This is a genomic window from Ponticoccus litoralis (assembly GCF_039769985.1).
GTDB classification, from domain to species: Bacteria; Pseudomonadota; Alphaproteobacteria; order Rhodobacterales; family Rhodobacteraceae; genus Ponticoccus; species Ponticoccus litoralis.
On the sequence record NZ_JBDNCH010000002.1, the window covers coordinates 2,274,540 to 2,288,954 of the forward strand.

Here is a 14,415-nt window from a genome sequence, read left to right on the forward strand (position 1 = left end):
CGTCGGCGACCGCCAGACCGAGCCGCGTTCGCGACCTCTCCGAACAGCGGGCCGAGGATGATCCGCGCGCCGTCGTCGACGGCCTTCTGGGCCTGGGCGGAGCCGAGCTCGGGCCGCCCGGCGGTGTCATAGACGCGCAGGTCGATCTGCGCGCCCTGCTCGGCGATGGCGAGCCGGGCGGCGTTTTCCAGCGCGGCGGCCACCGGCGCGGCACCGCCGTCGGATTTGGGCACCAGAAGCGCAACCGGGATCGGCTGCGAGGGATCGATGGCCGGCCCCCCGCCGAGAGACGGCGCCAGGTTGACATCGCAGGCAGAAAGGCCCAGGGCGGAAAGCCCCAGAACGGCTGGCCGCAACGCCTTGCGCAGCGGGGACAGAAAGGCAAACATGGTTGAAATTACTCCCTCGTTTTCCGGAGGCGGGGCGAGCGCCCGCGATTTACTGGGGATCATAGTGCTGCGGTCAGGGGGGTCCAAGTGACGAATGCTGACAAGGGGAAAATCGGCGGAGGTTTGTCGCCGGGCCTGTACCTGATCGCAACGCCGATCGGCAACGCGCGGGACATCACCCTGCGCGCGCTGGACCTGCTGAAGGCCGCCGATGTGCTGGCCGCCGAGGACACCCGCAGCCTGCGCCACCTGATGGACCTGCACGGGATCGCCGTGGGGGACCGGCCGCTGCTGGCCTATCACGAACACAACGGCGCGCGGATGCGCCCGCGGCTGCTGGGTGAGATGGCGGCGGGCCGGGCGGTGCTCTATGCCTCCGAGGCGGGGACGCCGATGATTTCGGATCCCGGCTTCGATCTCGCCCGGGCGGCGCGGGAGGCGGGGCATGCGGTCACCAGCGCCCCGGGGGCCTCGGCGGTGGTAACGGCGCTGACGCTGGGCGGCCTGCCGACAGACCGCTTCTTCTTCGCCGGGTTCCTGCCGAACGCGGCGGGCGCGCGGAAGACCGCCCTGCAGGCGCTGGCGGGGGTCGAGGCGACGCTTGTCTTCTACGAATCGCCCCGGCGGCTGGAGGCGATGCTGCGCAACGCCGCCGAGATGCTTGGGGACCGCGAGGCGGCGGTCTGCCGCGAATTGACGAAACGTTTCGAGGAGGCGCGGCGGGGAACGCTGTCCGAGCTCGCGGCGCATTACGCCGAAACGCCCCCCAAGGGGGAAATCGTCGTGCTGATCGCCAAGGGCGATTCATCTTCCGGTAATGACTTTGACCTAGAACGAGAGGTGACCACGGCGCTGGAAACGATGTCGGTGCGGGATGCGGCGGATTACGTCTCTGCCCGTTTCGGGGTGAAACGGCGCCCGGTCTACCAATTGGCCATGCGGCTTTCGGCGGGGACGGATGAATGACACAGCTCTGTTTCGATTTCGACAGGATCCCCTCGGAACCGGTGCCCGCCCCCGCCGGGTCGCGTCCGACCGACCGGCAATTGCGTGGCGCGCGCGGCTACCACGAGGGGCTGGCTGCCGAACATCGCGTGGCACAGGATTACGAACGGCGGGGCTTTCCCATTGCCCGCCGCCGCTGGCGCGGCAAGGGGGGCGAGATTGACCTGATCGCCCGCGACGGCGCGGGGCTCGTCTTCATCGAGGTGAAGAAAAGCCGCAGTTTCGACCGCGCCATCGAGCGGCTGACACCGCGCCAGATGCGGCGCTTGCAGGCTGCGGTCGAGGAATTCCTTGGAACCCAGCCGCGCGGCAGCCGCACCGAGGTCCGCTTCGACGTGGTTCTGCTGAACCGTTGGGGTGACATGCGCGTGATCGAGAACGCCCTGTTTTACTGACGACCCCCGGCATTGCGCCTTCCTGCGGGTTGCGCCATCTATGGGCAGCGACAGACGAGGAGCGCCCATGAAGATCGCCTTTCAGATGGACCCGATTACCGGGGTCGACATCAACGCCGACAGCACGTTTCGTCTGGCCGAAGAGGCGCAGGCGCGCGGACATCAGCTGTTCTACTACGGGCCGGACCAGCTTGCCTATGAAGAGGGGCGGATCACTGCGCGCGGGCACTGGATGACCGTGCAGCGGGTCGCGGCGCAGCCCGCCGTTCTGGGAGAGCGGGTGCAGGTCGACCTGTCCGAGATGGACGTGATCTGGCTGCGGCAGGATCCGCCCTTCGACATGCATTACATCACCACGACCCATCTGCTGGACCGGCTGAAGGACGACGTGCTTGTGGTCAACGACCCCTTCTGGGTCCGCAATTCGCCCGAGAAGCTGCTGGTCCTGAACTTCCCGGATCTTACTCCGCCGACGGCCATCGCCCGCGATCTGGACACGATCCGCGCCTTCAAGGCCCGTCACGGCGATATCATCCTCAAGCCGCTCTACGGCAATGGCGGGGCCGGGGTCTTCCGCACTGGACGAGAACGACCGCAACCTCTCGTCTCTGTACGAGCTGTTCACCGGCTTCTCGCGCGAGCCCCTGATCGTGCAGAAATACCTGCCCGCCGTCACTAAAGGCGACAAGCGCGTGATCCTCGTCGACGGCGAGGCGGTGGGGGCGATCAACCGCGTTCCGGCAGCGGGCGAGGTGCGGTCGAACATGCATGTCGGCGGCCGCCCCGAGAAGATCGCCCTGACCGAGCGCGACCGCGAGATCTGTGCCCGGATCGGCCCGGTCCTGCGCGAGAAGGGGCAGGTCTTCGTCGGCATCGATGTGATCGGCGACTGGCTGACCGAGATCAACGTGACCTCGCCCACCGGCATCCAGGAGATGGAGCGGTTCGACGGCACCAATGTGGCCGGGAAGATCTGGCAGGCGATCGAGGCAAAGCTGGGATGAGCCTTCCGGCGCGGCTGCTGAACTTCTGGCTGCCGTTGACCGAAAAGCGCTACCTCGGGCGGGCGCAGGACATCCGGGCGCTGCGCCGCCTGACCGAGATGAAGGCCCGGCTCTGGCTGCATCCGCCGTTCGGCACCACCTTCGACAGCCGCAGCACCGGCGGCTGCCCGACGCTCTGGGTCAATCCCGACAGCCCCGGCCCGCTGCTTCTGTACCTGCACGGGGGCGCCTATGTCATGGGCGGCCCGGTCACCCATCGCGCCTTGGCGGCGCGGCTGTCGCGCGCGTCGGGGTTGCCGCTGTGCCTGCCGGACTACCGCCTGGCGCCGGAGCATTCCTGTCCCGCCGCGCTGACGGACGCGCTGGCCGTCTACCGCGCGGTGGCGGATCATCCGCAAGGCGTGATCCTTGGCGGCGACAGCGCCGGGGGCGGCCTTGCGCTGAGCCTGCTGTCGGAGATCCTGCGCGCCGACCTTCCCAAGCCGCTGGGGTTGTTCGCCTTTTCGCCCTGGACCGACCTGACGCTCTCGGGCGACAGCTGCACCGAGAACGCCGCCCGCGATGTCATGCTGCCGGTCACCCGCGCCCGGGACTGCGCGGCGCTCTACCTTGGGGCGACGGCGCCCGACGACCCGCGGGCCTCGCCGCTCTTCGCCGATTTCGGCGGGGCGCCGCCGGTCTGGCTGACCGTCAGCGGGACCGAGATCCTGCGCGACGACACCCTGCGCATGGCGGAGCGGCTACGCGGGCAGGGCGCCGCCGTGAGCCTGACCGTCGAGCGCGACCTGCCGCATGTCTGGCCGCTGTTTCACGGGATGCTGCCCGAGGGCCGCGCCACCCTGCGCGCGCTGGCGCAGTGGCTCAGGTCTCTTTCGCGCCCAGAAGCCGGTAGCTGAGCGCCTCGGCCACATGGGCCCGCCCGACCGTGTCGGCGCCGTCGAGGTCGGCAATGGTGCGCGCGACCCGCAGGATGCGGTGATAGCCGCGGGCGCTCAGCGCCATGTGGTCGGCGGCCCTCAGCAGCAGCGCGCGGCCGTCGTCGTCGGGGGCGGCGATCCTTTCCAGCATGCGGCCCTCGGCATCGGCGTTGGTGCGCAGGCCCTCGCAGCCGGAGAACCGTGCCGCCTGCACCGCGCGCGCCCGGGCAACGCGGGCCGCGACGACCTGAGACGTGTCCCCGGTGGCGGGCAGGTCGAGATCGGTGAAGGCCACCGGCGGCACCTCGATCCGCAGGTCGAAGCGATCCATCAGCGGGCCGGAGATGCGGCCCATGTATTCCTCGCCGCATGTGGGCGCGCGGGAACAGGCGCGGGCGGCCTCTGCCAGATGCCCGCATTTGCAGGGGTTCGCGGCGGCCACCAGCAGGAAGCGGCAGGGATAGCGGATATGGGCATTGGCCCGCGACACCACGACCTCGCCGGTCTCGACCGGCTGGCGCAGGGTTTCCAGCACGTCGCGGGTGAATTCGGGAAACTCGTCCATGAAGAGCACGCCATTGTGGGCAAGGCTGGCCTCTCCGGGCTTGGCGGAACGCCCGCCACCGACGATGGCGGCGCGCGAGGCGGTATGATGCGGCTCCTGGAAGGGGCGCACCCGAGAGACGCCGCCATCGCGCAGCAGGCCCGCGACCGAGTGGATCATCGAGGTTTCCAGCGCCTCGCGCGCGGTCAGCGTGGGCAGGATGCCGGGCAGGCGGGCGGCCAGCATCGACTTGCCCGCGCCGGGCGGGCCGATCAGGATCATGTGGTGGCGCCCGGCGGCCGCGATTTCCAGCGCCCGTTTCGCCCGTTCCTGTCCCTTGACGTCGCGCAGGTCGCGCAGGGCGGTTTCGCTGGTCACTTCCCCGGCACTGGGCCGGGGCGATGGGGGCCTGCCCGCCGAAGTGCTGGACGATCTCGAGAAGGCTGCCCGCGCCAAGCACCGCGCAGGCCTCGACCCAGGCCGCTTCGGGGGCGGAGGCGCGAGGGCAGATCAGGGCGCGGTCGTGTTCGGCTGCTGTCATGGCGGCGGGCAGGGCGCCTGCGACGGCCACGAGGGCCCCGTCCAGCGACAGCTCTCCCAGCGCCATGGTCTGCGCCACCAGATCCTGCGGCAGGATGTCCAGAGCCGCCAGCAGGGCCAGCGCGATGGGCAGGTCGAAGTGAGAACCCTCCTTGGGCATGTCGGCGGGCGACAGGTTCACCGAGATCCGTTTCGACGGCAGCGCGATGGACATGGCGTCAAGCGCGGCGCGCACCCGCTCTTTCGCCTCGGACACGGCCTTGTCCGGCAGGCCCACGATGGCAAAGCCCGGCATCCCGGCAGAGACCGCGCATTGCACCTCGACCGGGCGGGCCTCTATGCCCTCGAAGGCGACGGTGTGGGTCAGGGCGGTGATGGCTGGGTGACTCCGCTGCGGCCCCGCCATCCTGCCTTCACCTTGGTTACATATTGGTTAACGCGTGCCCTGCACCAGCGCCATGAAGGCGGGCCATGCCTCGGGGTCGGCGGCGGTCTTGTCGCGGCAAAAGGCGTTGCAGAAGCCGTAGAGCGATCCCTCGAAGGACAGGAAATGCGTCACCGGATCGCCGGAATAGGGGCAGGCGGCGTTGACGGCGGGGCCAGTGTCCACGGGCTGTGCCGCCAGTGGCGCGGGGCCGGGCCAGTCGGTGCGGTCGAGGTCCCCGGCGTACCACGGCAGCTCCGCGCCGCGCACCAGCCCCATGGCCCGCCAGCGGCGGAAGGCCGGGTCGGCCAGATGGGCCGCGACATAGGCCTGCGCCTGCGGGCCGACCGTCAGCCCATAGCCCGCGATCCGCGCGGCGACCGGCGCATAGAAGGCATCCACCGCCGAGTAGTCTCCGCACAGCCAGGGCCCGCCCGACTGCTCCAGCGCCCAGGACCAGAGCGCCTCGACCCGCGCGAGGTCGGCGCGCACCGCCTCTGACGGCTGGAACCCGGTATAGGCCGCGCGCAGGTTCATCGGGCAGTCGCCCCGCAGCGCGTCGAAAGAGGCGTGCATCTCGGCGGCGAGGCTGCGGGCGGTGGCGCGCAGGGCCGGATCGGCGGGCCAGAGACCGGCACCGGGATGGCGGCTTGCAAGCTCCTCGGCCAGCGCGAGGCTGTCCCAGACCAGCGCGCCGTCGGACAGCCGCGCGCAGGGCACGGTGCGGGCGGGGGCGATTTCCGCCACCTGTTCGGCCACGGACCCGGCGGTGAAGTCCACCAGGACGGTCTTCGCCTGCAACCCGAAGCGCCGGAACAGCAGCCAGCCGCGCAGGGACCAGCTGGAATAGGTGTAATCGCCGATGTAAAGCGTGTCGGTCATTGTGAGGCTCCTGAAAACATGCGTGTTTTCTTAGCCTGACTTTCCGCGCCGCTCCCAATGATCTTTGGTTTTCGAGGGCATCACAAACCGGAATGAATGGCCTTCGCGCAAAAAAGTTCCACCCAAAGTGAACCAACCGGCGGCTTCGTGCGTAGTACGATCAAAGCCGCTGACAAGCGGTTAGGGTACAGGGGGAAGTGCATGGCACTCGATGGCTTCAACGATCAAACACTGTCCCGCCGGGCCATGAAGGCAGAACTTCTGGACGCCGAGACGGAATTGCAGCTGGCCTATGCCTGGCGCGACGATCGCGACGTGCAGGCCCTGCACCGGCTGATCAATGCCTACATGCGGCTGGCGATCTCGATGGCGGCGAAGTTCAAGCGTTACGGCGCCCCCATGAACGACCTGATCCAGGAGGCCGGTCTTGGCCTGATGAAGGCCGCCGACAAGTTCGACCCGGATCGCGGCGTGCGCTTTTCGACCTATGCGGTCTGGTGGATCAAGGCCTCTATCCAGGACTACGTGATGCGCAACTGGTCGATGGTGCGCACCGGCTCCACCTCTTCGCAGAAGTCACTGTTCTTCAACATGCGCCGCGTGCAGGCCAAGATCGAACGCGAGGCCGCCGCGCAGGGCGAAAACCTCGACGGGCACCAGTTGCGCCATATGATCGCAACCGAGATCGGTGTGCCGCTGCGCGACGTCGAGATGATGGAGGGCCGCCTGTCGGGCTCTGACTACTCGCTGAACGCCACCCAGTCGGTCGAGGACGAGGGGCGCGAGTGGATCGACACGCTGCAGGACGATGCCGAGCAGGCCGCCCAGATCGTCGAGGCCAACCATGACAACGAGCAGCTGCGCGACTGGCTGGTGCATGCCATGGGCGCGCTGAACGAACGCGAGCGGTTCATCGTGCGCGAGCGCAAGCTGCGCGAGGAAAGCCGCACGCTGGAAAGCCTTGGCACCGAACTCGGCCTGTCGAAAGAGCGCGTGCGCCAGCTGGAGGCCGCGGCCTTCGCCAAGATGCGCAAGTCGCTTGAAACGCAGTCCGGCGAGGTTAAGAACTTCCTCGCATGAGAGCCTTTGCATTTCTTGTCGCCGTCACGGCGACGGCCTGTCCGAGCGAGGAGTTTCCCCGGGCGGACATCGTTTTCCTGGGGGAAGTCCACGACAACCCCGCCCATCACGCTTGGCAGGCAGAGGCGGTCGATTCCCTGAACCCCAAGGCCATCGTCTGGGAAATGCTCGACAGCGCAGAGGTTTCGGCCATCACGCCCGAGATCCTTGACGATCGGGCGGCGCTGGACGAGGCGCTGGGATGGTCCGGCACCGGCTGGCCGGACTTTGCCATGTATCACCCGATCTTCACGGCGGAACCCGAGGCCGCCCACTACGGCGCGGAACTGCCGAGAGAGCGCGCCCGGGCCGTCATGCAGGAGGGGCGCACCTCGGTCGAGCTGGCCAATGAGGACCTCGCGGCGCTGCTGGCCACCGACCTGCCCCCGGAAGAGGTGGAAGAGCGCCTTGTGCTTCAGCAGGCGGCCCATTGCGGCGCGCTGCCGCCCGAGATGCTGCCCCAGATGGTCGATGTGCAGCGGGTGCGCGACACCCTGCTGGCCGAGGCCGCGATACGGGCGCTGGAGGAAACCGGCGGCCCCGTGGCGGTGATCACCGGCAACGGCCACGCCCGGCTGGACTGGGGCGCCGGGGCCCCGGCCGTCGCCGCGCTGGAGGGCACCGGCGCCACCGTCTTCGCCGTGGCGCAGGGCGAAGAGGGCGCCCCGATCCCGGACGGCATCTTCGATCTTGTGCGCTCTGAACCGGCGGTGGATCGCGGCGATCCCTGCGACGCCTTCAAGACGTGACGGGGGCCGGGAAGGTACGGGGCTGAACTGCACGCCGCAGGAACAGGAGGGGTCCATGGCACCAAGGCAGAAGCTCTACCCGACCTTCCGGTATCGCGATTGCGCCCGGATGGTTGGCTGGCTGACCGAGGTCGTTGGCTTTGCCGAGGTCAACACCCACCGCGAGGGAGAGACCGTCGCCCATGCGGAACTGGCGCTGGGCGGGTCGATCCTGATGCTGGGGCAGGCCCGCGACGATGCCTATGGCGCCGAGGTGGGCACACCGGGGCCGGATGCGAACGGCGGCAAGTCGCTGTATCTTGCGGTGGAGAACCCCGACGACCTGTTCAAGCGGGTTCAGGCCTCGGGCGTCGAGATCCTCGAAGGGCTGACCGACCGGGACTATGGCAGCCGTGAATTCCGCTGCCGCGATTTCGAGGGCAATCTCTGGTGTTTCGGCACCTATGCGCCGCAGGTCGGCGGCTGAGGGTTCGGGCGCTGCGCGGGCCTCGGGCCGCCGGGCTGCCCTTGCCCTTTCCGCCAAGGCGGCTAAGGTCCGGCCCGGGCTGAAGAAAGGGCGCGCCATGCTGCGGGGCAAACGCATTTTGCTGATCATCGGCGGCGGCATCGCCGCCTACAAGGCGCTTGAGCTGATCCGGCGCCTGCGCGAACGCGGCGCGGCCGTGACCCCGGTCATGACCGGCGCGGCAGAGCAGTTCGTGACGCCCCTGTCGGTGTCGGCGCTGGCCGGGGAAGAGGTTCACCGCGACCTCTTCGACCTGACCAAGGAGGCCGAGATGGGCCATATCCAGCTGTCCCGCGTCGCGGACCTGCTGGTGGTGGCCCCGGCGACGGCGGACCTGATGGGCAAGATGGCGACGGGCCGGGCGGACGATCTGGCCTCGACGCTGCTGATGGCCACCGACACGCCGGTGCTGATCGCCCCCGCGATGAACGTGCGCATGTGGGAGCATCCGGCCACGCAGCGCAACCTGTCGGTGCTTCAGGGCGACGGCGTGGCGGTTGTCGGTCCGAACGCGGGCGACATGGCCTGCGGTGAGCATGGGCCGGGCCGCATGTCCGAACCGCTGGAAATCGTCGCCGCCATCGAGGCACGGCTGGGCGACGGCCCGATGACGGGGCGGCGCGTGCTTGTCACCTCTGGCCCCACGCATGAACCCATCGACCCGGTGCGCTACATCGCCAACCGCTCTTCCGGCGCGCAGGGCACCGCCATCGCGCAGGCCCTGCTGCGGCTGGGCGCCGAGGTGGTCTTTGTCACCGGCCCCGCCGACGCGGCGCGGCCAGAGGGCGCGCAGGTCGTCGAGGTGGAAACCGCGCAAGAGATGCGCGATGCGGTCATGGCCGCCCTGCCGGTGGACGCGGGCGTCTTTGCCGCCGCCGTGGCGGACTGGCGCGTGGCCAGCGCCTCTGACAGCAAGATCAAGAAGCGGAACGGCGCCCTGCCGGTGCTGGACTTCGCCGAGAACCCGGACATCCTTGCCGGGGTCTCGGGCCTGAGCAAGGGCCGCCCGCCGCTGGTCGTGGGCTTTGCCGCGGAAACCGATGACGTGGTGGCCAATGCCACCGCCAAGCGCGCCCGCAAGGGCTGTGACTGGATCGTTGCAAACGACGTCTCGCCGTCGACGGGCATCATGGGCGGGACGGAAAACGCGGTGACCCTGATCACCGCCGAGGGGGCCGAGGCATGGCCCCGCGCCTCGAAGGCCGAGGTGGCCCGCAGGCTGGCCGAGCGGATCGCCGGGGCACTGGGCAGCGCCCGCAAACCCGGCCCCCGGGACGGGGACACGTCATGACCGCCTGCGGTCTATACCAAACCGGCGGCGCAGGGCCGTCACCCAGAGGCGGAGAGGGCCGGGCATGAGCGTCGCAATCACCTTTCAATGGCTTGAGGAGGCGGACCGGTCGCTGGGCCTGCCCGCCTATGCGACAGAGGGTGCGGCGGGCGCCGACCTGCGCGCCAACCTGCCGGACCGGGGCACCGTGGTGCTGACCCCCGGCGGGCGGGCGCTGGTGCCGACCGGGCTGCGGATGGCGATCCCCGAGGGCTACGAGGTGCAGATCCGCCCGCGTTCGGGCCTTGCGCTGAAACACGGGATCACCCTGCCGAATACGCCCGGGACCATCGACAGCGATTATCGCGGGGCGCTGGGGGTGATCGTGATGAATGCCGGGACAGAGCCCTTTACCATCGCCCATGGCGACCGCATCGCGCAGATGATCGTGGCGCCGGTGGTCCGTGCCACCTTCACGCAGGCGGACAGCCTGCCGGACACGGTGCGTGGCGAGGGCGGCTTTGGCTCGACGGGGCGCGGCTGATGCTGCTGGTGCTGGCGCTGGCGGCGGGGCTCTGGGGACTTGGCCATGTGATGAAGACGCCCCGCGCAGCGCGGCTTACATGATCGCGATCCTCTACGTCGCCGTGCTGATCGCGCAGGTGGCGCTGCCGGAGGGTCATGCCCTGCGCGCGGCGACCGGCGGCAGCGCGGCGCCACTGGCTGATCCTCGGCGGCCTCGGCGCGCTGGCGCTGGGGTATGCCCGCCTTGTCCGTGGCCTGAAGGCGCGCGCGGTGCGGAAAGAGGCCGCCGAGGCGCCACCGCCGCGTCCCGGCCTGTTCCGCGAGGGTGAGCTGGAGCGCTACGCCCGCCACATCGTGCTGCGCGAATTGGGCGGACCGGGCCAGAAGGCGCTGAAAGAGGCGAAGGTTCTGGTGGTGGGCGCGGGGGGGCTGGGCTCTCCTGTGCTGCTGTACTTGGCGGCGGGCGGCGTCGGCACCATCGGCGTGATCGACGACGACGTGGTCGACAGTGGCAACCTGCAACGGCAGGTGATCCATACCGACCAGCGCATCGGCATGGCCAAGGTGTTTTCCGCGCAGGCCGCCATGGAGGCGCTGAACCCCTATATCGCCGTCCGCCCCTATAACCGGCGGCTGGACCCGGACAGCGCCGCCGCGCTGATGGCAGACTACGATCTGGTGCTGGACGGCACCGACAATTTCGACACCCGCTACCTTGTGAACCGTGCCGCCGTGGCGGCGGGCAAGCCGCTGATCTCGGGCGCGCTCAGCCAGTGGGAGGGGCAGGTCAACCTGTTCGATCCGGCCTCGGGCGGGCCCTGCTACGAATGCATCTTCCCCACAGCGCCCGCTGCGGGGCTGGCGCCCTCCTGCGCCGAGGCGGGGGTGCTGGGGCCCTTGCCGGGGGTCGTCGGGACGATGATGGCGGTCGAGGCGATCAAGCGTATCACCGGCGCCGGGCAGGGCCTGCGCGGAGAGATGCTGATCTACGACGCGCTCTGGGGCGAGACCCGCAAGATCACGCTGAAGCGGCGCGTGGATTGTCCGGTCTGCGGGGGCACTGCGCCCTGACCGGGCGCCGGTCGGCTGGCGTGGCGCAGAGGTATTTGGACCAAGAAGAAACACGAAGGGGGTGCTTCCTGTCGGATTGGGGTGCCGGGGTTCGGGCGGCGCCCGGTCGGGACGGTGGCGCCTGTCGGGGGTCGGGGCCCTGGGGACCTGGGCAGAAAAGAAGCACAGGGGGGCGCGATTGAAGCCGCGGCCCGGGTCGCCTAGCTTTGACGGGCAGACAGGAGAGACGTGATGACCAACCCGCTGTTGATGCCCTGGCAGACGCCCTACGGGATCGCCCCCTTCGACGCCATCGAGGACGCGCATTTCGCGCCGGCCTTCGAGGCGGCGCTGGTGGAGCACCTGGCCGAGATCGAGGCGATTGCCGACAACCCGGAGCCGCCGAGTTTCGCCAATACCGTCGAGGCGATGGAGGGGGCGGGCGCGGCGCTGGACAGGGTTCTGGGGGTGTTCTACAACCTTGCGGGCGCCGACAGCAACGCGGTGCGGCAGGCCTTGCAGCGGGAGTTCTCGCCGAAGCTGGCGGGGCATTCCTCGGCGATCTATTCGAACAAGGCGTTGTTTGCCCGGATCGAGGCGCTGTGGGACGGGCGCGAGGCGCTGGTGCTGGAGCCCGCGGAAGAGCGGGTGCTTTACCTGACCCATCGCGGCTTCGTGCGGGCCGGGGCGGCGCTGGAGGGCGATGCGGCAGAGCGCATGGCGGCGGTGAAGTCGCGGCTGGCCGTGCTGGGCACGCAGTTCACGCAGAACCTGCTGAAGGACGAGGCGGCCTGGTCCATGCCCCTGTCCGAGGCGGATCTGGAGGGGCTGCCGGAGTTCGTCGTGGATGCCGCGCGCTCTGCCGGTGAGGCGGCGGGTTTCGAGACGCCGCTGGTGACGCTGTCGCGGTCGCTGATCACGCCCTTCCTGCAGTTCTCGCCCCGGCGTGCGCTGCGCGAGAAGGCCTGGCGGGCCTGGGTGATGCGGGGCGAGAACGGCGGCGAGACCGACAACCGCGGCATCGCCGCCGAGACGCTGGCGCTGCGCAAGGAGCGGGCGGCGCTGCTGGGATACGAGGATTTCGCCGCCTACAAGCTGGAGACCGAGATGGCGGGCACGCCCGCGCGGGTGCGCGAGCTGCTGATGGCGGTCTGGGAACCGGCGCGGGCCGCCGCCCTGTCGGATGCCGCCGAGATGGAAGAGATGTTGCGCGCCGACGGTCTGTCCGGCCCGCTGGAGCCACTGGGACTGGCGCTACTATGCCGAGAAGCGGCGCCGCGCTCTGCACGATCTCGATGAGGCGGAACTGAAGCCCTACCTGCAACTGGACCGGATGATCGAGGCGGCCTTTGCCTGTTCCAGCCGCCTGTTCGGGCTGTCGTTCGAACCGCTGGAGGTGCCGCTCTACCACCCCGACTGCCGGGCACTGGGCGGTGACGCGCAATGGCCAGCATCTTGCGGTCTTCATCGGCGACTATTTCGCGCGGGCCTCCAAGCGGTCGGGGGCACTGGTGTTCGACCTTCCGCGAGCAGGCGAAGCGGCCCGTCGCCAAGACGCCCATCGTGGTCAACGTCTGCAATTTCGCCAAGCCGTCCGGGGGCAAGACCGCGCTGCTGTCCTATGACGATGCGCGCACGCTGTTCCACGAGTTCGGCCATGCGCTGCACCAGATGCTGTCGGATGTCACCTTCGGCTCTGTCTCGGGCACCTCGGTGGCGCGCGATTTCGTCGAACTGCCGAGCCAGCTGTACGAGCACTGGCTGGAGGTGCCCGAGGTGCTGGGGGAATTCGCCACCCATGCCGAGACCGGCGAGCCGATGCCGCCCGCCCTGCTGGACAAGGTGTTGAAGGCCGCGACCTTCGACATGGGGTTCCAGACGGTGGAATACGTGGCCTCGGCGCTGGTGGACCTGGAGTTCCACCGGGGCCAGCCGCCCGCCGACGTGATGCAGAAGCAGGCCGAGGTGCTGGAAGAGATGGGCATGCCCCATGCCATCGCCATGCGCCACGCGACGCCGCATTTCGCGCATGTCTTCTCGGGCGACGGCTATTCCAGCGGCTACTACAGCTACATGTGGTCGGAAGTCATGGATGCGGACGCCTTCGCGGCCTTCGAAGAGGCCGGTGGCGCCTTCGACCCCGAGGTGGCGCGGCGGCTGGAGGACTACATCCTCTCGCGCGGTGGCTCTGTCGAGGCAGAGGTGCTGTACACCCGCTTCCGGGGCCGGATGCCGGGGGTCGAGGCGCTGTTGAAGGGGCGCGGGCTGGCGGCCTGAGGCCGCCTGGCTGGCACCGAAGGCCGGGCCCTGCGCCCGGCGGCACCAGAAGGGGTATGCCATGTCGATGGACGGTGAGACGATCCGCGAGTTCTGTCCCGAAGGGCGGCTGCGCGCCGCGCTGAACTTTGGCAACGGGGTGCTGATCGGGCGCGATGAGGCGGGGCAGCCCCGGGGCATCACGATGGATCTTGCACAGGCGCTGGCCGCGCGGCTGGGCCTGGCGGTGGATTTCGTCGAAATGGCGCGCGCGGTGGATGTTTCCGACACGGCCCGCTCCGGCGTCTGGGACCTGTGCTTTCTTGCGGTCGATCCGAAGCGGGCGGAAACCATCGCCTTTTCAGAGCCCTACGTGCAGATCGACGGCTGTTACCTGGCCGGACCGGGCTGCGGTGCGGCGGATGCGGGGGCGCTGGTGGCCTCGGGGGCGGCGGTGGGCACCGTGGTCGGCAGTGCCTACAGCCTGACGCTGGAGCGGCAGGAGGGCGCGGAGCGGCTTGTCCATTTCCCGGATATCCACGCCATGCTTGCGGCGCTGGACGACGGGGCAGTCGCGGCGGTGGCGGGCATCGGCGCGGTCATGGCACGAGAGGCCGCGGCGCGCCCCGGCACCCGCGTGCTGGCCCCGGCCTTCATGTCGATCCGTCAGGCCATGGGCGTGCCGCAGGGCCGCCCGAAGGCGGCGGCGGCACTGCGGGCCTTTGTCGATGAGGCGGCGCGCTCGGGGCTGGTTGGCGACATACTGGAGCGGCACGGCGTGTCTCGCGACTGCGCTGTGGTGCCCGCCTGCTAGGGGGCGCACCCGGACCGGCAGGGGCGG

10 protein-coding genes and 5 pseudogenes are annotated in these 14,415 nt (G+C 69.6%); 12 read left to right on the forward strand and 3 right to left on the reverse strand.

What is annotated here, in order from left to right; genetic code table 11:
- Nucleotides 1–74: 74 nt before the first annotated feature.
- Nucleotides 75–452, reverse strand: a pseudogene (locus tag ABFB10_RS12295) (ABC transporter substrate-binding protein); the annotation flags it as partial.
- A gap of 60 nt (nt 453–512) precedes the next feature.
- On the opposite strand from ABFB10_RS12295, the gene rsmI reads away from it, so the two are divergent.
- The 4 genes and pseudogenes from rsmI to ABFB10_RS12315 all read left to right on the forward strand — a co-directional run bounded on the left by rsmI (nt 513) and on the right by ABFB10_RS12315 (nt 3,689).
- A complete protein-coding gene (gene rsmI / locus ABFB10_RS12300; protein WP_347166738.1) occupies nt 513–1,355 on the forward strand; it encodes a 16S rRNA (cytidine(1402)-2'-O)-methyltransferase in 843 nt (280 codons plus the stop codon).
- The gene (locus ABFB10_RS12305; RefSeq protein WP_347166739.1) at nt 1,352–1,789 is read left to right on the forward strand and encodes a YraN family protein; all 438 of its coding nucleotides are present in this window, start codon (nt 1,352–1,354) and stop codon (nt 1,787–1,789) included. The genes rsmI and ABFB10_RS12305 overlap by 4 nt, the downstream gene beginning before the upstream one ends.
- A 67-nt stretch (nt 1,790–1,856) precedes the next feature.
- A pseudogene (gene gshB / locus ABFB10_RS12310) lies at nt 1,857–2,793 on the forward strand (glutathione synthase).
- Nucleotides 2,790–3,689 carry an alpha/beta hydrolase gene (locus ABFB10_RS12315; RefSeq protein WP_347166740.1) on the forward strand — a complete coding sequence of 300 codons (900 nt, stop codon included), beginning with the start codon at nt 2,790–2,792 and terminating at the stop codon, nt 3,687–3,689. Before gshB ends, ABFB10_RS12315 begins: the two are co-directional and overlap by 4 nt.
- Here the strand turns inward: ABFB10_RS12315 and ABFB10_RS12320 are convergent.
- Both ABFB10_RS12320 and ABFB10_RS12325 read right to left on the reverse strand, forming a co-directional pair.
- A pseudogene (locus ABFB10_RS12320) lies at nt 3,655–5,200 on the reverse strand (YifB family Mg chelatase-like AAA ATPase). The gene ABFB10_RS12315 and the pseudogene ABFB10_RS12320 overlap by 35 nt on opposite strands.
- A gap of 27 nt (nt 5,201–5,227) precedes the next feature.
- On the reverse strand, nt 5,228–6,100 hold the full coding sequence (locus ABFB10_RS12325; protein ID WP_347166741.1) for a glutathione S-transferase: 873 nt from the start codon (nt 6,098–6,100) through the stop codon (nt 5,228–5,230).
- Nucleotides 6,101–6,301: 201 nt separating this feature from the next.
- On the opposite strand from ABFB10_RS12325, the gene ABFB10_RS12330 reads away from it, so the two are divergent.
- From ABFB10_RS12330 to ABFB10_RS12365, 8 genes and pseudogenes are all read left to right on the forward strand, one after another.
- On the forward strand, nt 6,302–7,180 hold the full coding sequence (locus ABFB10_RS12330; protein WP_347166742.1) for an RNA polymerase factor sigma-32: 879 nt from the start codon (nt 6,302–6,304) through the stop codon (nt 7,178–7,180).
- The gene (locus ABFB10_RS12335; RefSeq protein ID WP_347166743.1) at nt 7,177–7,968 is read left to right on the forward strand and encodes a ChaN family lipoprotein; all 792 of its coding nucleotides are present in this window, start codon (nt 7,177–7,179) and stop codon (nt 7,966–7,968) included. Before ABFB10_RS12330 ends, ABFB10_RS12335 begins: the two co-directional genes overlap by 4 nt.
- A gap of 55 nt (nt 7,969–8,023) precedes the next feature.
- Nucleotides 8,024–8,434, forward strand: a complete 411-nt coding sequence (locus tag ABFB10_RS12340) for a VOC family protein (RefSeq protein ID WP_347166744.1) — start codon at nt 8,024–8,026, stop codon at nt 8,432–8,434.
- A gap of 97 nt (nt 8,435–8,531) precedes the next feature.
- On the forward strand, nt 8,532–9,764 hold the full coding sequence (coaBC, locus tag ABFB10_RS12345) for a bifunctional phosphopantothenoylcysteine decarboxylase/phosphopantothenate--cysteine ligase CoaBC (RefSeq protein ID WP_347166745.1): 1,233 nt from the start codon (nt 8,532–8,534) through the stop codon (nt 9,762–9,764).
- A 64-nt stretch (nt 9,765–9,828) separates the two neighbouring features.
- On the forward strand, nt 9,829–10,287 hold the full coding sequence (gene dut, locus ABFB10_RS12350; RefSeq protein WP_347166746.1) for a dUTP diphosphatase: 459 nt from the start codon (nt 9,829–9,831) through the stop codon (nt 10,285–10,287).
- Nucleotides 10,287–11,339 (forward strand): annotated as a pseudogene (locus tag ABFB10_RS12355) (HesA/MoeB/ThiF family protein). The gene dut and the pseudogene ABFB10_RS12355 overlap by 1 nt, the downstream one beginning before the upstream one ends.
- A 231-nt stretch (nt 11,340–11,570) precedes the next feature.
- A pseudogene (locus ABFB10_RS12360) lies at nt 11,571–13,595 on the forward strand (M3 family metallopeptidase).
- Between the two features lie 61 nt (nt 13,596–13,656).
- Nucleotides 13,657–14,388 carry a transporter substrate-binding domain-containing protein gene (locus ABFB10_RS12365; protein WP_347166747.1) on the forward strand — a complete coding sequence of 244 codons (732 nt, stop codon included), beginning with the start codon at nt 13,657–13,659 and terminating at the stop codon, nt 14,386–14,388.
- Nucleotides 14,389–14,415: the final 27 nt, after the last annotated feature.

Excerpts from the sequence above, each read along its gene's own strand:
- coaBC (WP_347166745.1), top strand. The coding sequence starts at position 8,532 with ATGCTGCGGGGCAAACGCATTTTGCTGATCATCGGCGGCGGCATCGCC.
- dut (WP_347166746.1), top strand. The coding sequence starts at position 9,829 with ATGAGCGTCGCAATCACCTTTCAATGGCTTGAGGAGGCGGACCGGTCG.
- ABFB10_RS12325 (WP_347166741.1), bottom strand. The coding sequence starts at position 6,100 with ATGACCGACACGCTTTACATCGGCGATTACACCTATTCCAGCTGGTCC.
- ABFB10_RS12315 (WP_347166740.1), top strand. The coding sequence starts at position 2,790 with ATGAGCCTTCCGGCGCGGCTGCTGAACTTCTGGCTGCCGTTGACCGAA.
- ABFB10_RS12365 (WP_347166747.1), top strand. The coding sequence starts at position 13,657 with ATGTCGATGGACGGTGAGACGATCCGCGAGTTCTGTCCCGAAGGGCGG.
- ABFB10_RS12340 (WP_347166744.1), top strand. The coding sequence starts at position 8,024 with ATGGCACCAAGGCAGAAGCTCTACCCGACCTTCCGGTATCGCGATTGC.
- ABFB10_RS12335 (WP_347166743.1), top strand. The coding sequence starts at position 7,177 with ATGAGAGCCTTTGCATTTCTTGTCGCCGTCACGGCGACGGCCTGTCCG.
- ABFB10_RS12305 (WP_347166739.1), top strand. The coding sequence starts at position 1,352 with ATGACACAGCTCTGTTTCGATTTCGACAGGATCCCCTCGGAACCGGTG.
- ABFB10_RS12330 (WP_347166742.1), top strand. The coding sequence starts at position 6,302 with ATGGCACTCGATGGCTTCAACGATCAAACACTGTCCCGCCGGGCCATG.